We start from the raw sequence: 17686 nt of genomic DNA on the forward strand, positions 1-17686 counted from the left end.
CAAGTCTGCATGCTTCCGGCGATGGACCCGTCCGGAAGTCGCAGGCGATCAGGCCGCCTGGCCCGGCTTATCGGCTCGATGCCCGGCGGCGAAGGCTTCGATCTCTGCGATTAGGCGATCAACGCTGGAGCCTTCGGCCGCGAGCAGGCCGGCCATTCGCCTGGCCTGCTCCGCGAAGCTGGCATCGGCGAGGACATCCTGAACCGCGCGGGCAATTTCGGATGGGCTCGCTGTCGGGGCCAAGCGAATGCCGACCCGATGATATTCCACGCGGGCGGCATTATCGTTCTGGTCGCGTCCCATCGGCATAACGACCAGGGGAACGCCATGACGCAGCGCGCGCAGGACCGTGCCGTGTCCGCCATGGGTCACGACGACCTGCGTCGATGGCAGGATCGCCTCATGCGACGCACTGTCGAGGATGCGGACATTGTCCGGTGCCTCGATTGCGAACTGCTCCAATGCCTTGCCGAGCGTCACCACGGCGCTAACCGGGAGTTGGCCGAGCGCAGCAACGATACGACGCAAGACTTTGTCCTGCCCCTGATGCGTGGTGCTGAAGGAAACCAGCGCTCTCGGGCGCGTGTCGATGCCGATTGCGTGGTGCCCGGAAGTGACCGCCCAGCTCGGCTCCTCCAGGAGGGGGCCGACATAGCGGATATGCTCCGGCATCCGAGCGACGGGAAAGTCGAAGCTGGGGCTGGTCGCGAGCAGGCAGCGTCCCGCGCGGGCAGCCTGATCGAGGACGCGCGCGAGCGGGGCGAGGCCAAAATGGGCGCGGGCGGCATTGAGGGCTGGCAGCGCCTGGTTCCAGAGCGCCTCGCCGACGGCTGCGGCTTCCGCATCGCGCGCCTGTTCGGCCGGGTTTCCAGCGGGCTGGAAACCCGGCCCGAACGGCGGGTGGCCGGGCAATGGCGACAGGGAGATGTTGGCCGCGAGCAGCACAAGAGGGGTCCGGGAGACTTCCGCGGCTAGCATGCCGCCGAAGAGCAGATCCGAGCCTATCATCAGGTCCGCGGGCTCCGCGGCCAGCGCATCCAGAATATCGAGCGCATAGTCCCGTGGTGGTGCCACGAAGATCCGATCGCACCATTGCCGAAACGCAGCGATCGGGTCCGCGATATCCCGATCGCGCACGAAACAGCTGGCGGCGCTTCGATCCGGTCGGTTGGGAGCACGGGTCCAGGGCTGGAAGCGTGCTCCGGCGGCAATCGCCTCGGCTCTCATGGAATCATCGGCGATCAGGCGAACGTCATGGCCGCGGGCCGCGAGGCCTCGCAAGGCGGCGATGAAGGGCGGCACGTTGCCGCCGCCTTCCCATCCCGTCACCAGAATGCGCAGAGGCGTCTGTGGGCTCGACAGCTGTGTCATGTCGGAGTTCCTGCACCTGAACCGGAAATCTAACGAACCGCGCCCTCGTGGAGCAGCCGTTCCACTGCCTCGATCATCAGCCGGCCGGTCTCGCCGGCCGTATGGTTTTGGTTGCGGCGCAGCAGATGCCACACCCACACATCCGTCAGCGCCAGCAGCTGTGCGAGACGGTCGGCTTTCGCCGAGGGAGGCAGCTTGTCGAGCCAAGCCGCGAACATCTCCTCGATCCACGCGCGGTGACTATTGCGGCCGCGCGCGAGGATCGCGCCGAACTCGGGAATGCGCGCCTCCTGGCTGAGCGTGCGGACAACGATGTCGCCCGCCTGTTCATAGTCCTGCACCAGGACCGTGATGATCGCAGCGACGGTCTTTCCGGGGTTGTGCCAGCGCCTGGTCCTGATCTCCGCATCAAGCCCATCGGCCATCGCGCTCAGCACGCCAGCCTTGTCGCCGAATCGCCTGATCACGGTCTGTCGGGTCGTGTTGGCCGCCCTGGCGATATCGTCGAGCGTGATGTCCTCAAACCAGCGCTCGCTCAGGAGGTGCCTGAGAGCGTCCACGATTTGTTGCTCGGTGTCTTGCACGGCATGGGCGCGTGCGACCTGACGATAAGCACGGGGCGACACTGTTGAATTCCAATTTAGGGTTACTGATTGTAACATCAAATTGAAATGCGTCAATGCATCCGCCGATGAAGCCGGCGGCATCTCTTCGAACAGCGACACCTCGGGGAACGAGCTTGCAGTCCGCGGCAAGTATCCCGATCTCCACCGGGTCGGCAGGCGGCCTCCTGCAGGCTCGTGCGATGCTCGGCTGCGGACACGTCCTGACCAGAAACCGATCCATGATGAGCCCTTCGGAACGCCGGGCTCAGATGGATCTCACATGGCACGTGGCGTAAGCACGGTTCCTCGACGCGGCACGACCGGCCTGCGCCAGTTTCTGGATCCTGAACAGCAGCGCGCCTGGATCGAGGGCACGGCTGGCTTGCCCGACGCCGACGAGCGCTCCGAGTCCCTGGAGCTGCGGTTCAAGTACATCCCCCGGTTTGAAAAGCTGCTTCGCCGCCCGCAGGCACAGGACGTCCTGGCGCTTCTCGGCCTCTATGGCCGGAACTGCATCCCCATCCCGCGCAGGAGCGAACGTCACTACTGGTCGGTTTCCTGCCTGCCTTCGACGTCCGACAAGCCGCTTGTCCGCGTCAACGCGAGCTGGATGGAACTTTTCACGCTCTATGCGGCCGAAGAAGGTGTCCGTGCGCGCTGCCTGATGCGCCTTTCGGATTTCACCACGGACCGTTCGCTCGCACACAGCCATCTGGATGAGGCCTTTCTCGAGAGCTGCGTCACGGCGCCGGAGGATATCAGCTATTTCTTCCCAAATGGCCCGGACATGTTCGGCGTCAATGTCCTGGGCTGCGCCTCGATCCGTCGTTTCCTTGGAATGCCGCGGATCCTATGCGCCATTCGGACTTTCAATTTGATGCACATGAACCGGGGGCGGAACGCCTACCAGGCCAGTCACTGCTACAGCTTGGCAGATTTCATGCTGGCAGGGTGAATGCCAGCGCGGCACTGCCCTCAGCCTGCACGGCCTCGCGTTCGGTCCACATCGACGGTGGGGAGATGCCGCTTGATGACGCCGACTTTGGTTCGAATGCTCGGCCACCCGGATTTGAGCAAGATATGATCGGCGGTGCTCTGGACCCGCTCCTTGCCCTCTTCGTCGCGGCGGCCCGTTACATGAGAGAGGGTGTCGCTCCAACCCGCGACAAGCTCGTCGCGGTCTTCGTCGTCGGCTGGCCGGCTGATAGCGGCGGCCGCAGCACATCCCGGTAATAACCTGTCACCAGCCGCTCCAGCTCGGCCCGGCTCAATTTGGATATGTCATTGCTGGCGGTCTTTTCGGCGAGGGCCTGTTCCGCCTTGCCCGTGCGTCGCAGTTCGTCAAAGTGCTCCATGTAGTGGTCGAGGTGCTTGCCCATCAGCCGTAGTGCCTTCGAGCGCTCATTGGTGCGAAGGCTGAACCGAATGGTCTTGGAACCAAACGCGGCGGCCACATCCACGGGCACGCGCATATCGAAATAGAACCTGCCGTTGCGGGCGATCAGGTACGACGCTCTGGGCACGATTTCTCTGCTCATGCATGCCAAAATGTATGACAGGCCGGCCGGAGTAAACCGTTGGTTTTTCGAGAGTTTAAGCCCCTCAAGGGCTTAGGCGGCGAATGGCGCTCCCTAGGGGACTCGAACCCCTGTTTTCGCCGTGAGAGGGCGACGTCCTAGACCGCTAGACGAAGGGAGCGTTACTTACTTTATACTACTATATACCTTACTATTACTTCTCTTAGTCGCCAGTCAATTCCATTCGTCTAACTCACCAAATTCAGCCCGCGACCGGACCTCGTTGGTAACCCTACCACCCTTAATCCCCTGCCCCTACTCACTTGGTAGGTAACCTGGGGGGTAGTCGCGACCTAGACCGCTAGACGAAGGGAGCAGCGCTGGCCGAGGGCGCCTGTGTAGTCGGACAACCGCGCCACCGCAACAGCTTTTTGCATCGTCCGCACATTAAAGATGCCCGGACCGCCCGGTGCCCTGCGGAAAGCCGTACAGGTCGTCGACAGGCACGGGGTGATCCGGCGATGCCAGCCGGCCTGGACCATCCGAAGAACCGCGTTTTCCGATAACCCCGTCGTCGTCCGCAGTTGCCCTCCCGCGCAGGAAGCCTGATGCTGCGGCGATCCCGGCCGGCATAAGCCGGCCGGCTTCGACGGTCGGATGGCGGCACGCCCATGGCGGAGTGGCAGATCGAAACCCCGGTTGGCGAGGCGACCGCCGACGAGGTGCTTGTGACCGGGCACACGCGATCGGCGAACGGGGCACTGCGCGATTCCGCGAAGCGCGCGCGTCTCGCCCTTCGGACGGGCCTGCACGGCCTGCTCGGCATCGTCTACCCGCCGACCTGCATCGCCTGCCGGGCCGCCACGGGAGAAGCACAGGCGCTGTGCCCGGCGTGCTGGCGCGGCGTCGGCTTCATCGAGCGGCCCTATTGCGAGCGGCTGGGCACGCCGTTTCCCGTCGATCTCGGCGCCGGCCTGCTCTCGCCGGCTGCGATCGCCGACCCGCCCGTCTTCGCCCGCGCGCGCGCCGTCTGCCGCTTCGATGGCACGGCGCGCGAACTGGTCCATCGCCTGAAATACGGCGACCGCGTCGAGCTCTCGTTGACGCTCGGCCGGATGATGGCGCAAGCCGGTCGCGAGCTCATCGGCGATGCCGATCTGATCCTGCCGGTGCCGCTCCACCGGACCCGGCTCTGGCGCCGGCGGTTCAACCAGGCCGCAGCCCTGGCACAGGTGGTTGCCCGTGAGGCCGGGCTGCCGCTCGCCACGACGGCATTGACCCGGATCAGACGCACCCGGCAGCAGGTCGGGCTGACGCGCGTCCAGCGCGCCGACAATCTGCAAGGTGCTTTCCACATACCGGCAGCGATGCGCGGGCTTGTCGAAGGCCGGCGCGCCCTGCTGGTCGACGACGTGCTGACCACCGGCGCGACGGTCAATGCCGCCTCGCGCGCCCTGCTGCGGGCCGGCGCGAGCGCCGTCGATGTGCTGACTTTCGCACGGGTCGTGACGGATGGCCGGGAAGGCACTACATGAGGGGCATCGCAACGAGAGACACGTCCTCATGCCGCCGGTTACGATCTACACCACGCCCTGGTGCCCCTATTGCCATGCGGCCAAGGCGCTGCTGACGCGCAAGGGCGTGGCCTTCACCGAGATCGATGTCGACGGCAAGCCGGAATTGCGCCAGGCCATGACGGTGCGCGCCGGCGGGCGCACCTCGGTGCCGCAGATCTTCATCGGCGAGCAGCATGTCGGCGGTTCCGACGATATCCACGCGCTCGACGCCCGCGGCGAACTCGACAAGCTTCTGGCGGCCTGACGCCCCCGCAGACCCGGTTGCCTTGGCGACCTCCCGCCACCATCTATGACGACATGATCCGTTACGCCCTCATCTGCGACAGCGCCCACGAATTCGAGAGCTGGTTCGCCTCCTCGGCCAGCTTCGAGGATCAGACGAAGCGCGGCTTCGTCACCTGCCCGGTCTGCAACAGCGCGAAGATCGAGCGCGCGATCATGGCGCCCAATGTCGCCCGCACCGATCTCGGCCCGAAGGCGACGGGGCCGGTAGCGGAGACTCCCGCCCCGGCAGCAGCGACGTCGGCGCCTGCGCCGGTCGCCCTGATGAGCGAGAAGGAGCAGGCCTTCCGCGAGATGGTGACGGCACTGCACCGGCATGTCAGCGAGAACGCCGAGCATGTCGGCAAGCGCTTCGCCGACGAGGCGCTGAAGATCCATCACGGGGAAGCGGAAGAGCGCGCCATCTATGGCGAGGCGACGCCGGACGATGCCCGGATGCTGCATGAGGAGGGCGTCGATTTCCTGCCATTGCCGCGCCTGCCGGGCTCGGGGAACTGAAGCGCTCCTCGGGCGTTTCCGATCACAAAGCTGCGCTCGCAGCGACTTTCATCAGTGCCGATATTGCGGTTTCGCTATGCAGGGCGAGGCTGCCCGAATGAAATTTTTCGGCGCGGCGGCGTAAATTTTTTCGTTCTGTAACAAGGCGCTATCGGTCGGGCGCCTCCCGCCGGAAGGCGTCTCGAGGCGCTCTGCCCCGCTTCCCCTCTTCCGTCCCGGATTAACTTTCTGTTAAGGAATTCGCGGTTCCTTGCCGGCAATACCGGTTTGCCGCCCTCGGCGATCACGGGTCCGGAATTCAGGAGGTTGCCACATGAAGCGGACCGCGATCGCTGCGCATGGTCTTCGTTCCGGTGAGAAATCCCGGCATGGCAGCAAGGCGATCCCGCTCCTGATTGCGCTGGCGGCTCCGACTCTTGGCGCCTGCAGCATGTCCCCGGTCGAGACGGCCGCAACCTCCGCAGCCACGGCTCCCGCAGTGAAGGAGCCCGCCAAGGCGCGCAGGCATGCGGTGGCGCTGGCCAAAGCCAATCCGCGCGAGAAGGAATGCCTCGTCCGCGCGATGTATTTCGAATCGAACCGGTCGAGCGAGTCCGGCCTGCTCGGCGTCGGCACCGTCGTGATGAACCGGGTCGAGTCGGCCAAATACCCCGAGACGATCTGTGGCGTGGTCGGAGCACCGCGCCAGTTCGCCGCCGGCGTCCTGACCCGGCCGATGACGGACAACGTCCTGCCGAAGGTCGAGGCTATCGCCGAGGACATTCTCAACGGTCGCCGCAACGATGCGGTCGGCGCGGCCAAGCACTTCCACATGGCCGGCCTGCGCTTCGGCTACAAGAACATGCATTACGTGACCGTGGCCGGCGGCAACGCCTTCTACGTCAAGGGCGAGCGTCCCGAGCGCCGCCGCATCGAGGAACCGACGATCCAGCTCGCCTCGGCCTCCACCACCTCCGTGCCGCTCACGACGGCGTCTTCTTCCGCAACCACCGCGGCCTCTTTCGCCTCGGCCCCGCTCGCCTTCGCGCCCGAGACGCCCGCGCCGAAGCTGCCCGCGCTCGAGAACCCGATCGTGACGCTGGTCAAGAACGCGCCCCTGCCGCCCGGCCGCCCGCTCGATCTCGACCTGCCCAAGGCGCCCTTGCGTGCCTTTGTCGCCCCGCCGAAGGACGACCGCCGCGTCGCGCTGCTGCGGACCTCCGATATCAGGGGCAGCCTGTCCTCGCGATAGTCTCGCGCAAGCCTGCTGCTGCCCCTCACAATCCTTATCCTGAGGAACCGCGCGAGCGGCCCGAGGCGCCGTCAGCCTAACGTCGCAGGGGACACAGCCGCAGCTCTGGCGTTATCTTCGCCGCAGCGCAACATTCAGATTGCTCTGCAATACGGGGAGACGCCATGACCGCGACGGACCAAGGCGGCCGGGAAACGGCCCAGCGCGACAAGCCGTGGATCTTCCGGACCTATGCCGGCCATTCCGACGCGGCGGAGTCCAACAAGCTCTACCGGACCAATCTCGCCAAAGGCCAGACCGGCCTCTCCGTCGCCTTCGACCTGCCGACGCAGACCGGCTACGACCCCGACCATGTCCTGTCGCGCGGCGAGGTCGGCAAGGTCGGCGTGCCGATCACGCATCTCGGCGATATGCGGGCGCTGTTCGACCAGATCCCGCTGGCGCAGATGAACACCTCGATGACGATCAACGCGACGGCAGCCTGGCTGCTCTCGCTCTACATCGCCGTCGCCGACGAGCAGGGCGCCGACCGCAAGCTGCTGCAGGGCACGACCCAGAACGACCTCGTCAAGGAATACCTGTCGCGCGGCACCTATGTCTTCCCGCCGCGCCCCTCGATGCAGCTCACCACCGACATCGTCGTGTTCACGGCCAACGAATTGCCGAAATGGAACCCGACCAACGTCTGCTCCTACCATCTGCAGGAGGCCGGGGCCTCGCCGGTGCAGGAGCTCTCCTTCGCACTGGCGACGGCCATCGCCCTACTCGATTCGATCCGTGCCCGGCCGGAAGTCTCGGCCGAGGAATTCCCTGGCACGGTCGGCCGCATCTCCTTCTTCGTGAATGCCGGGATGCGCTTCGTCACCGAGCTCTGCAAGATGCGGGCTTTCGTCGAGCTCTGGGACGAGATCACGCTTGGCCGCTATGGCATTGCGGACGAGGCCATGCGGCGCTTCCGCTATGGCGTGCAGGTCAATTCGCTCGGGCTGACCGAGCCGCAACCGGAGAACAACGTCTACCGCATCCTGATCGAGATGCTGGCGGTGACGCTGTCGAAGAAGGCGCGCGCGCGGGCGGTGCAGCTCCCGGCCTGGAACGAGGCGCTCGGCCTGCCGCGCCCCTTCGACCAGCAATGGTCGCTGCGCATGCAGCAGGTCCTGGCCTATGAGACCGACCTGCTCGAATTCGGCGACATTTTCGACGGCTCGACCGTGGTCGATGCGAAGGTGGCGGCGCTCAAGGCCGCGGCGCTGGAGGAACTGGCGAAGATCGACGACATGGGCGGCGCTCTGGCCGCCGTCGAGAGCGGCTACATGAAGCAGGCGCTGGTCGAGAATGGCGCGCGCCGCATCGAGGCGATCGAGCGCGGCGAACAGGTCGTCGTCGGCGTCAACAAGTTCACCAACAGCGAGCCCTCCCCGCTCTCGGCCGGCGAGGGCAACGTCGTCACCGTGCCGGATTCGGTCGAGACCGAGGCGATCGCCCGGCTCAAGGCCTGGCGCTCGGCCCGCGATGCCAAGGCGGCCGAGGCAGCGCTGGCCGAACTCACCGCCAGCGCCCGCGAGAACCGCAACGTCATGCCGGCCTCGATCGCCTGCGCCAAGGCCGGCGTCACCACCGGCGAATGGGCGCAGACCCTGCGCGAGATTTTTGGCGAGTACCGCGCGCCCACCGGCGTCGACACGACCAAGCTCGGCGATGCGACCGGCCTCGCCACCGCCAGGGCAGCGGTCGAGAAGGCGACCGAGCGTCTCGGCCGCGCGCCGCGCTTCCTCGTCGGCAAGCCCGGCCTCGACGGCCACTCGAATGGCGCCGAGCAGATCGCCGTGCGCGCCCGCGATGCCGGGATGAGCGTCAGCTATGGCGGCATCCGCCAGACGCCGGAGGAGATCGTCAGCGAAGCCCGCGAGCAGCAGGCCGACATCATCGGGCTCTCGATTCTCTCGGGCTCGCATCTGCCATTGGTCCGCGACGTCACGGCGCGTCTGCGCGTCGCCGGCATGGATGTACCCGTGGTGGTCGGCGGCATCATCCCGCCGGACGACGAGAACGCCTTGCGCAACATGGGCGTGGCGCGGGTCTACACGCCCAAGGATTTCGCGCTGGACGGCATCATCGCCGATGTCGCGAGGCTGGCAGCGAAACAAAGGTGAGCGTCATCCCGCACCCGCTGCGGCACGAAGTGCTGCGACGCGCACGGGATGACAGCGCCTGCTGTTCCCTTCCCGCTCAGACCATCCCCACGCTCTTCAGCTGCTGATAGGCCTTCAGGATCTCCTGAAGCGTGCCCTCGCGCGAGCGATCGCCGCCATTGGCGTCCGGATGGAAGCGCTTCACCAGTTCCTTGTAGCGCGCCTTGATCGCGGCGGAATCGGCGGTATCGTCGAGGCCGAGCGTATCCAGCGCCTTGCGCGCCACGATGCCGACGCGCGATTCCGGCTGGGCCGCCTGCTGCTTGTTCCGGGCGCCGAACAGGTTGAAGGCGTCGTGCATGTCGGCCGCGGCCTCACCGTTGGCCTTGCGCCCGCGCTGCGACATCCGCGCCGCCTTGGAGTTGACGCCGAGCTTCCAGGTCGGCCGATGGCCGATCTCCTCCTGCTTGGCGTAAGCGGCGAGCGCATCGTCATCCATGCCCGCGAAATAATTGTAGGTCGCGTTATAGGCCTTCACATGCTCCATGCAGAACAGGAAGAACTGGCCTTCGCGGCCGCGGCCCTTCGGCGCCCGGAACTCGCCCGTGCGGGCGCAGCCCGGATGGCTGCAACGCGGCGCATCGCTTTCCACGGGCGCTTCCGCCTCGGAAGCTCCGATCCTGATGCTGTCGAAAAGGCGAGAGTTGATGTTCATCGTCGACGGGTTATGAGACGCAAGGGCTAGGGCCGGCAAGTGCGATGCAGCACATCGCCGAACCGACAGAACAATCATGGTAACGGTGGCGCGATCATGACCTCAATCAGCGAAAGAATCACGCAAAAGCTGACCGCGGCCTTTGCGCCACAGGCGCTCAGGGTGATCGACGAATCGCACCAGCATCAGGGCCATGGCGGCTGGCGCGAGGGCGGCGAGACTCATTTCAGGGTCGATATCGTATCGGAGGCCTTCGCTGGCAAGAGCCGGCTCGAACGCCACCGCCTCGTCAACGCGGCACTGGCGCAGGAACTGGCCGACCGCGTGCACGCCCTGGCGATCGCGGCGAAGGCTCCGGGCGAAGGCTGAGCTAGGTTGCCGCAGGGACGACGGCCTTGGGCTCCGCCGGTGCGGCGATATAGATGGCCAGCGTCACGGCGAGCATCGCGCCCATGAAGACGAACAGCCAGCCAAAGGTCGCCTGCGCATCGTAGCCGCGCCCGTCGAGAGCGTTCACCAGGCGTCCCGAGAGCCACTGCATCACGCCCGCCCCACCCATGAAGACGAAATTCATGAAGGTGACGCCGCGGCCGATCTCCTGGGGCGACATGAAGGCGCGCGCATGCGCCATCACCACGGCATAGGTGACGCCGAACAGGCCGATGACGAGGAGCAGGCCGACCGCAAGGCGCGACGATGCCTCGCCCCACAGAGCCAGCGAGAAACACGCAAGGGCGACGGTCACCGCACAGGCGATGACCGTGGGCTTGGCGCCGATCCGCCGATAGAGCGGCAGCACCAGGAGCGCACCCGCCGCGATAAAGCCACCCATGGTCATCGCAGCATAGCTCGTGGCAGCGAGGTCGAAGCCGTGCACCGTCTGGAGATAGGGCGCGATCCACAAGCCCCGGATCGAGATCGTGACGCCGTAGCTCACGAAGGTGAAGGGGAGGATGAGCCAGAGCGGCCGTTTCACCACGATCTGCTTGATCCCGCCCAGCAGCGAGACAGGCTGTTGCGCGGCGCCAGGCAGCGGCGGCGGGTCCTTCAGCAGCAGCACCACGAGCAGGGCCGTCAGCGCCACGATTCCGGCAAGGCCGAACACCGTCGCGCGCCAGCCATAGGCCGCCAGGAAATAGGCGAGCGGCGCGCCGCTCAGCGGATCGCCGATGCAGCCGAACCCGATCAGGAAGGATGACATCGTGGCGAAATGCCGGGGCGAATAGAGCCGCGCGGCCAGATAGAAGCCGGACATCAGGATCGGCGCGCAGCCGATCCCGATCAGCGCGAGCGCCGTCAGCGCAGAAAGATAACCGCGCGACAGGCCGAAGATCACCGTCCCAACGAAGGCGACCAGGAGGAACCCTGCCAGCGTCCGCCGCGGGCCGATCCGGTCGAGTGCATAACCGACCGGAAATTGCGTGAGCGCGAAGGCGATCAGCCAGGCGGCCTGCAGGCTGCCGAGCTGGCCCTGGTCGAGGCCGAGGTCTCGCGTCAGGTCCCCGGAGATCACCGCCAGGAACGAGCGGAAGAACTGGCTCAGGATATAGGCCAGCAGCAGGACCAAGAAGCTCGTCACGACAATCCGCCTTCATCCGGCGGACTGTGCCGCAAGCCTGCTTTCCGGGCTCGTCCTGGCCTGGAAGCCGGCCTCACTTGATCCGTTCGAGCACGGAGACGTAGTTGGCGACCGCAGCCCCGCCCATGTTGAAGATGCCGCCGAGGCGCGGCTCGCTGAGCTGCATGCCCTCCGGCGCCTCCCCGGTGAGCTGCATGGCGGAAAGCACATGCATCGAGACGCCGGTCGCGCCGATCGGGTGGCCCTTGGCCTTGAGGCCGCCGGACACGTTGACCGGCAGCTTGCCGTCCTTCTGGGTCCAGCCTTCCTTGATCGCGCGGGCCCCGTCGCCTTCCCGGGTCAGGCCCATTGCCTCGTATTCGATCAGCTCGGCGACGGTGAAGCAGTCATGCGTCTCGACGAAGGAGAGATCGTCGAGCGTCACGTTCGCCTTGGCCAGCGCCTGTTTCCAGGCGAGCGCGCCGCCCTCGAATTTCAGGATGTCGCGCTTCGACATCGGCAGGAAGTCCTGGACATGGGCCATGCCGCGGAAGCCGACGGCGCGGCGCATCCTGAGCGCGGTCTCCTCGTCGGCCAGCACCAGCGCAGCGGCGCCGTCCGAGACCAGCGAGCAGTCGGTGCGCTTCAGCGGCCCGGCGACATAGGGGTTCTTCTCGCTCTCCTCCCGGCAGAAGGCATAGCCGAGGTCCTTGCGCATCTGCGCATAGGGGTTCGCGACGCCGTTCTTGTGGTTCTTCGCCGCGATCATCGCGAGCGCGTCGGACTGGTCGCCATGGCGCTGAAAATAGGCCGCCGCGATCTTGCCGAAGACGCCGGCGAAGCCGCCTTGCACCTCGCTATCCTCCGGCAGGTAGGAGGCCTTCAGCAGGTTCTTGCCGATCTCGGGGCCGGGCGTCTTGGTCATCTGCTCGACGCCGACGACGAGCACGACCTTGGCATCACCGGCCCGGATCGCGCGCACGCCCTGGTGCACCGCGGCAGAGCCGGTCGCGCAGGCGTTCTCGACGCGCGTCGTCGGCTTGAAGCGCAGGGCAGGATCGGCCTGCAAGACCAGCGATGCGGTGAAATCCTGGGCCGAGAAGCCGGCGTTGTAGTGGCCGAGCACGATCTCGTCGACCTCGTCGGCCGTGATGCCGGCATCGACCAAAGCCTCGGTCGCCACCCGCACGATCAGGCTCTCGACGGTCTCGGCATCCTGCTTGCCGAACGGTGTATGGGCCCAGCCGACGATTGCAGCGCTCATGGCGAAATCTCCCTTACTGTGCAGCTACACGTTATCTTGGCAGCCCTGTGCCATCGGGCAAGCCGGTATCCGCGCATGGTGGCCGTGCACGGATCGGCTGGCAGGGCATCTGCCTCCAGCACTAGCGGCCCCGTCCGTTCATCGCAACGCCAGAGACAGCAGCAGCCCGACCCCGCCGACAATCATCGCCATGCCCAGGATTTCGCGCCGGCTCGTCCCCTCCGCGAACAGTTTGCGCGAGGCGATCTGCGCCAGCGGCACCTCGATCAAAGCCAGCGTCCGGACATTGGCCGCCGTCGTCAGCGAAAAGCCGATGAACCAGAACTGCGAGGCGGCCGCGCCGAGGAAGCCGGCCGAGAGCGAGCGGCGCCAGCTCTTCAGGCTAAGGATCAGCGCCTGCCGGTCGGCGACCAGCATATAGGCCACCAGCAGCAGGATCTGGAGCCCGAGGCCGAGCACGAGGATGGTCGAGGCCCGAATCAGGAACTCACCCTCGGGCAGCGCCTGGATGCCACCGCGGAAGCCGATCGCCGAGAGCGCGAAGAAGGCTCCGGAGACGATGCCGAGCACCGCCGGCCGCAGGCCTGCGCGCGTCAGTTTCTCGCCGGGCTTCCACGACACCACGATCACGCCGGCCGTCGCGATCGCGATCGCCAGGAACTTCATCGGTGTCAGCGCATCGCCGAGCAGCGCCGCACCGAACAGCGCGACCTGCACCGGCTCGGTCTTGGTATAGGCCGTCGTCACCGCGAAGGAGCGCTCGCGCATCGCTGCCAGCATCAGCGCGGTGGCGGCGATCTGCGTCAGCGCCCCCCAGAGCGTATAGCCGAACGAGGCCATGCCGATCTCCGGGGGCAATCGCTGCAGACCAAGGCAGGCGAGCGCCAGGAACAGCATCGCGAAGGGCAGGCCGAACAGGAAGCGGACCTGCGTCGCCCCGACGACGCCGATGGTTTCGGTGAGCGAGCGCTGCGCCAGGTTGCGCGCGGTCTGCAAGAGCGAGGCGATGATGGTCGCCGGTATCCAGAGAAGGCCGAAAGCCACGCGACAAGCCCTAGAAAAGCGAAGGAGGCGTCGCTTGTGGACCGCCCGCCGCAGCTAGGCAAATCGCTGCGCAAGGGGTAGGTATGCATTCACGGGCGGGCGATTGTGGCGGCTGTCTCGAAATTGCCGCATGCATCGCGTTGAACCGTGCGCCGTCGTCACTGGCCAAGCTATCCGCAAGACCGCTCCGAGCAAGACAGGTTCAGACCCGCCCGATGATCGCTTCCCGCCTCGCAGCCGCCCTCGCCCTCGGAGCCGTCCTGACGGGGCCGGCCTATGCCGGAACCAGCATCGTCATCGACGCCTCAAGCGGTGCTGTGCTGTCGAGCGAGAATGCGAACCAGGCCTGGCGTCCGGCCTCCACGACCAAGATGATGACGATCTATCTCGCGCTGAAGGCGGTGCGGGAAGGGCGTTTGAGCCTGGAGACCGCTATCCCGGTCTCGAAGCTCGCCGCCAGCCAGCCGCGCGTGAAGGTCTATGCAAAGCCGGGGTCGGAGATCACGCTCGACAACGCTTTGCGCATCATGATGGTGAAATCGGCCAACGACATCGCCTATGTCGTGGCCGAGGGCGTCGGCGGCGACGTTCCGAGCTTCGTCGCCATGATGAACGCGGAAGCGCAGCGCCTCGGCATGCGCGATACCCGCTTCGTCAACCCCAATGGCTGGGACAATCCGGACCAGCAGACCAGCGCCCGCGACCTCGCCGTGCTCGCCATGGCGCTGATGCATGATTTCTCTGATTATTCCGATTACTGGGGCACCTCGGCCGTGCAGCTCGGCAAGCAGGTGATGCACAACACCAACGGGCTGGTCGGGCGCTATTCCGGCATCAGCGGCATGAAGACCGGCTTCACCTGCGCCTCCGGCTTCAACGTGGTCGCAACGGCGAGCCGCGGCGGACGCACCTTGATCGCCATCGTCCTGGGCTCGCTTTCCGGCGCCGAGCGGACGGTGCAGGCAGCCCAGCTTCTCGATGCGGGCTTCGCCTCCTGGGGCGGCACCGGCTACAGCGTCGCCTCGATGCCGCCGAGCGGCACCCGCGCGCCCAATATCTGCGACGATGTGCGCCATCGCGGCGGCGGGGCCGCGCTCGCCGACGATGCCGATCTCTCCGGCCCGATCTCGGCCATGGCCACCGCCAATAGCGGCAACGAAGCCGATGGCGGGCGCTTTGCGACGGCGCTCTCCGCCCAGTCGGCCGCACCGGTCGCGAGCCGTTCCTCGCGCGGACGCATCACGCTGGGCCCGCGCGCCCAGGTCTTCCCGATCCAGGTCTCCTTCGGCCGCTCGCCGGGCTCCGCTTCCGCCCCGCTCGCCGCCAATGCCACGGCGCAGCCGAGCTCGCGCGTCGCCCGCGGTACCCCGACGATCGAGCCGGATGCTCCGGTCGCCGCCGGCCTCGCCATTCCCCCGACCCGTCGCACCGCTTCGAGCAACGGCGCGATCCCGCGCGGCACAACCGCCTTCGCGCCCGCAAGCGCGCCGGTCCAGCCCTCGACCGATGCCTTCGAAGGCGGCCCGCTGCGCCTCCAGGGCGCCGTCCGGCCCGGCGCCGCCAATACCGCGAGCCTGCGCCCCGGCGCGGCGGCCGGCATCAAGCCCGCCCCGCGCAAGGCGCAGGCCGCCAAGACCCAGCCGGCAAAGGCCCAGCCGCTCAAGACCCCGCCGGCCCGCACCTTGCCGGCCAAGCCCAAGCCTTCCCAGGCTGCCGCGAAGCCGCCGGCGGCCAAGCCCGCAGCCGGAGCCAAGGCCAAGCCCGGCAACGACGCCTGAGGCCTGATTGAACCCAGGCAGCCCTGACCGGGACCAAATCAGCGAGCGCCGGGGATTCGTCCTGGCGCTGGCTTCGGCCGCTGCCTTCGGCACGAATATCGTCAGTGCCCAGATCGCCGGCCAGGCGGGCCTGAGCGGCCCGCTGCTCGTCTTCTACCGCGTTTTCCTGATGCTCGTCCTCGTCGGGGGAGCCGCTCTCTTCTGGCGTGGATCGCTGGCCCTGCGGCGCGGCGAGCGGCAGCCCGTGCTGCTCTTCGGCCTGGCGACGGCGCTGGTCGGCATCGCCTATCTCTCATCGGTCGCCTTCGTGCCCGTCTCGGTCGCGGCGGTGGTGTTCTACACCTTTCCGATCCTGATCGTTCTGGCCGAGCCGGTTCTGACCCCTGCCCCCTTCCGCGCCGACAGGCTGGCGGTCGCCCTCGCAGCCTTTCTCGGCATCGCCCTCGTCGTCGGGCCTGACCTGCACGGGCTCGATCCGCGCGGCCTGGCGCTCGCGATGCTGGCGAGCCTCAGTGCGGCCGCGCAGTTCTTCGCCGCTGCCCGCTGCGCGGAAACGCCGACCCTGCCCAAACTGTTCTGGTCGCATGTCGTCATCCTGCCGGTCGCGGCGCTGGTGCTGCTGGCGACCGGCGGCTTCCTGCCGCCACAGACCTTCCTGCTCGCGCCGATCGCCGTCGCCATCACCTATGGCGGCTATGTCGTCGGCTTCCTGTTCCAGATCCTGGCGCTCGCCCGCATCGCGCCGGGCCCGGCCGGGCTTGCCTTCTGCGCCGAGCCGGTCTTCGCCGTCATCATCGCCGCCGTCGTGCTCACTGAGCGGCTGGGCCCGCTGCAATATGCCGGCTGCGCCCTTGTCATCGCCGCCATCGCCACTAATGTAATATTAGAACAAACGAGGCGGAGCACCGTGCCTGCCTAAAGGCTCAGCGATTCATGACCGGCGACCCTGCCCGCCCCCTCCCCGTTCCGCTCACCCTGCTGACCGGCTTCCTCGGCGCCGGCAAGACCACCTTGCTGAACCGCCTGCTGAAGGACCCGACGCTCGCCGGCACGCTCGTGCTCGTCAACGAGTTCGGCGAGATCGGCCTCGATCACCTGATGATCGAGGGCGTCGAGGAGAACATGATCCTCCTCGAATCCGGCTGCCTCTGCTGCACCATCCGCGACGATCTCATCGTCACGCTGGAGGACCTGCTGCGCGGGCGCGACAATGGCCGTATCGCGCCCTTCTCGCGCCTCGTCATCGAGACGACCGGCCTCGCCGACCCCGCGCCGATCCTGAACGTCCTGATCAACCACCCCTATCTCGCGATGCGCTTCCGGCTCGACGGCGTCGTCACGCTGGTCGACGCGGTCAACGGCATGGCGACGCTCGATGCGCATGAGGAGGCGCGGCGCCAGGTCGTCGCCGCCGACCGGCTCGTCCTGACCAAGACCGAGCTCGCCGCATCGGGGAGCCTGGCCGTCCTGCGCGAGCGTCTCGACGGGCTCAATCCGGGCATCGCTGTCCTGCGGTCGGACGCCCCCGCCACCGATCTGATCGGCGCCGGTCTCTACGATCTCGCGCAACAGCCCCATGCCCTGCGCCACTGGCTGGCCGAAGACGCGTTGCCCGGCCACCACCATCATCACGACCACGATCACCACCATCATGGGCACGACCATGGCGATCGTCAGGACCCGCATGACGTCAACCGCCACGACGCCTCGATCCGCGCCTTCGTCCTGACCGCGGAGCAACCAGTCGCCCGCACCACCTTCGACCTGTTCTGGACCCTGCTGCGCTCGATCCACGGCCCACGCCTGCTGCGCTTGAAGGGGCTGGTGGACATCGCCGGCGAGCCCGGCCGCCCCCTGCTCGTCCATGCCGTTCAGCAGATCCTGCATCCGCCGATCCAGCTCGATGCCTGGCCGGATGCGGATCACCGCTCTCGCCTCGTCCTGATCGTCAAGGACGTCGAGGAGGACACCGTGCGCAAGCTCTGGTCCGCCTTCCTTGGTCAGGCATCCGCGCAGCCGCAGCCCGCCTGACCTGTCGGCCCGTTTCTTGAACCCAAACCCCTGATCGATGAGGCGCGCCCGCGTGCCTTGCCATTCCGGCACAGCAACGCGCC

The 17686-nt window shown here is 66.9% G+C and carries 17 protein-coding genes and 1 tRNA gene; 10 read left to right on the forward strand and 8 right to left on the reverse strand.

Annotation, left to right across the window (positions count from 1 at the left end):
• Positions 1-48: 48 nt before the first annotated feature.
• Positions 49-1302 (reverse strand): glycosyltransferase, encoded by a 1254-nt coding sequence (locus BLQ70_RS19085; RefSeq protein ID WP_244512092.1) that lies wholly within the window; start codon positions 1300-1302, stop codon positions 49-51.
• A gap of 98 nt (positions 1303-1400) precedes the next feature.
• On the reverse strand, positions 1401-2126 hold the full coding sequence (locus tag BLQ70_RS19090; RefSeq protein WP_244512093.1) for a TetR/AcrR family transcriptional regulator: 726 nt from the start codon (positions 2124-2126) through the stop codon (positions 1401-1403).
• 130 nt (positions 2127-2256) lie between these two features.
• Here BLQ70_RS19090 and BLQ70_RS19095 point away from each other — a divergent pair, with 130 nt between their 5' ends.
• Positions 2257-2931, forward strand: coding sequence for a hypothetical protein (locus BLQ70_RS19095; RefSeq protein ID WP_091859909.1), 675 nt, complete (start codon positions 2257-2259; stop codon positions 2929-2931).
• A gap of 178 nt (positions 2932-3109) precedes the next feature.
• Here the strand turns inward: BLQ70_RS19095 and BLQ70_RS19100 are convergent, their stop codons facing one another.
• A complete protein-coding gene (locus tag BLQ70_RS19100; RefSeq protein WP_091859912.1) occupies positions 3110-3514 on the reverse strand; it encodes a DUF6538 domain-containing protein in 405 nt (134 codons plus the stop codon).
• Between the two features lie 84 nt (positions 3515-3598).
• Positions 3599-3674 (reverse strand) — tRNA-Glu (locus tag BLQ70_RS19105).
• A gap of 490 nt (positions 3675-4164) precedes the next feature.
• Between BLQ70_RS19105 and BLQ70_RS19110 the strand changes: the two genes are divergently transcribed.
• From BLQ70_RS19110 to BLQ70_RS19130, 5 genes are all read left to right on the forward strand, one after another.
• Positions 4165-5028 carry a ComF family protein gene (locus BLQ70_RS19110; protein WP_091859914.1) on the forward strand — a complete coding sequence of 288 codons (864 nt, stop codon included), beginning with the start codon at positions 4165-4167 and terminating at the stop codon, positions 5026-5028.
• A 28-nt stretch (positions 5029-5056) separates the two neighbouring features.
• Positions 5057-5314 (forward strand): glutaredoxin 3, encoded by a 258-nt coding sequence (gene grxC / locus BLQ70_RS19115; protein ID WP_091859919.1) that lies wholly within the window; start codon positions 5057-5059, stop codon positions 5312-5314.
• Positions 5315-5367: 53 nt separating this feature from the next.
• Entirely contained in the window at positions 5368-5850 is a 483-nt protein-coding gene (locus BLQ70_RS19120) for a DUF1178 family protein (RefSeq protein ID WP_091859922.1), read from the forward strand.
• A 313-nt stretch (positions 5851-6163) separates the two neighbouring features.
• Positions 6164-7081, forward strand: coding sequence for a cell wall hydrolase (locus BLQ70_RS19125; protein ID WP_244512094.1), 918 nt, complete (start codon positions 6164-6166; stop codon positions 7079-7081).
• Positions 7082-7245: 164 nt separating this feature from the next.
• Positions 7246-9234, forward strand: a complete 1989-nt coding sequence (locus tag BLQ70_RS19130; RefSeq protein WP_091859925.1) for a protein meaA — start codon at positions 7246-7248, stop codon at positions 9232-9234.
• Between the two features lie 76 nt (positions 9235-9310).
• On the opposite strand, the gene BLQ70_RS19135 is transcribed toward BLQ70_RS19130, so the two are convergent.
• Positions 9311-9865, reverse strand: coding sequence for a J domain-containing protein (locus BLQ70_RS19135; RefSeq protein ID WP_342028493.1), 555 nt, complete (start codon positions 9863-9865; stop codon positions 9311-9313).
• A 159-nt stretch (positions 9866-10024) separates the two neighbouring features.
• Here BLQ70_RS19135 and BLQ70_RS19140 point away from each other — a divergent pair, with 159 nt between their 5' ends.
• Positions 10025-10297 (forward strand): BolA family protein, encoded by a 273-nt coding sequence (locus BLQ70_RS19140; protein ID WP_061971418.1) that lies wholly within the window; start codon positions 10025-10027, stop codon positions 10295-10297.
• A gap of 1 nt (position 10298) precedes the next feature.
• Here BLQ70_RS19140 and BLQ70_RS19145 read toward each other — a convergent pair whose 3' ends face one another.
• The 3 genes from BLQ70_RS19145 to BLQ70_RS19155 form a co-directional block, all read right to left on the reverse strand.
• Positions 10299-11507, reverse strand: a complete 1209-nt coding sequence (locus BLQ70_RS19145) for an MFS transporter (protein ID WP_170843470.1) — start codon at positions 11505-11507, stop codon at positions 10299-10301.
• A gap of 73 nt (positions 11508-11580) precedes the next feature.
• Entirely contained in the window at positions 11581-12750 is a 1170-nt protein-coding gene (locus BLQ70_RS19150; RefSeq protein ID WP_091859931.1) for an acetyl-CoA acetyltransferase, read from the reverse strand.
• Between the two features lie 138 nt (positions 12751-12888).
• Positions 12889-13794 (reverse strand): EamA family transporter, encoded by a 906-nt coding sequence (locus BLQ70_RS19155; RefSeq protein WP_091859934.1) that lies wholly within the window; start codon positions 13792-13794, stop codon positions 12889-12891.
• A 215-nt stretch (positions 13795-14009) separates the two neighbouring features.
• Here BLQ70_RS19155 and BLQ70_RS19160 point away from each other — a divergent pair, with 215 nt between their 5' ends.
• Genes BLQ70_RS19160 through BLQ70_RS19170 form a run of 3 tightly spaced genes read left to right on the forward strand, consistent with a single transcriptional unit; the run spans position 14010 to position 17603 of the window.
• Positions 14010-15572, forward strand: coding sequence for a D-alanyl-D-alanine carboxypeptidase family protein (locus BLQ70_RS19160; protein WP_170843471.1), 1563 nt, complete (start codon positions 14010-14012; stop codon positions 15570-15572).
• Between the two features lie 7 nt (positions 15573-15579).
• Positions 15580-16491 (forward strand): DMT family transporter, encoded by a 912-nt coding sequence (locus BLQ70_RS19165; RefSeq protein WP_091859940.1) that lies wholly within the window; start codon positions 15580-15582, stop codon positions 16489-16491.
• Between the two features lie 14 nt (positions 16492-16505).
• Complete coding sequence (locus BLQ70_RS19170) at positions 16506-17603, forward strand: CobW family GTP-binding protein (protein ID WP_091859994.1); 1098 nt, start codon at positions 16506-16508, stop codon at positions 17601-17603.
• Positions 17604-17686 lie beyond the last annotated feature (83 nt).

It is taken from the genome of Allobosea robiniae (genome assembly GCF_900102525.1).
In the GTDB taxonomy this organism is placed as follows: domain Bacteria; phylum Pseudomonadota; class Alphaproteobacteria; order Rhizobiales; family Beijerinckiaceae; genus Allobosea; species Allobosea robiniae.

Bases quoted from the DNA above. Each gene is read 5' to 3' on its own strand.
- BLQ70_RS19095 (WP_091859909.1), top strand. From the start codon at position 2,257: ATGGCACGTGGCGTAAGCACGGTTCCTCGACGCGGCACGACCGGCCTG.
- BLQ70_RS19100 (WP_091859912.1), bottom strand. From the start codon at position 3,514: ATGAGCAGAGAAATCGTGCCCAGAGCGTCGTACCTGATCGCCCGCAAC.
- BLQ70_RS19110 (WP_091859914.1), top strand. From the start codon at position 4,165: ATGGCGGAGTGGCAGATCGAAACCCCGGTTGGCGAGGCGACCGCCGAC.
- grxC (WP_091859919.1), top strand. From the start codon at position 5,057: ATGCCGCCGGTTACGATCTACACCACGCCCTGGTGCCCCTATTGCCAT.
- BLQ70_RS19120 (WP_091859922.1), top strand. From the start codon at position 5,368: ATGATCCGTTACGCCCTCATCTGCGACAGCGCCCACGAATTCGAGAGC.
- BLQ70_RS19125 (WP_244512094.1), top strand. From the start codon at position 6,164: ATGAAGCGGACCGCGATCGCTGCGCATGGTCTTCGTTCCGGTGAGAAA.
- BLQ70_RS19130 (WP_091859925.1), top strand. From the start codon at position 7,246: ATGACCGCGACGGACCAAGGCGGCCGGGAAACGGCCCAGCGCGACAAG.
- BLQ70_RS19140 (WP_061971418.1), top strand. From the start codon at position 10,025: ATGACCTCAATCAGCGAAAGAATCACGCAAAAGCTGACCGCGGCCTTT.
- BLQ70_RS19150 (WP_091859931.1), bottom strand. From the start codon at position 12,750: ATGAGCGCTGCAATCGTCGGCTGGGCCCATACACCGTTCGGCAAGCAG.
- BLQ70_RS19160 (WP_170843471.1), top strand. From the start codon at position 14,010: ATGATCGCTTCCCGCCTCGCAGCCGCCCTCGCCCTCGGAGCCGTCCTG.
- BLQ70_RS19170 (WP_091859994.1), top strand. From the start codon at position 16,506: ATGACCGGCGACCCTGCCCGCCCCCTCCCCGTTCCGCTCACCCTGCTG.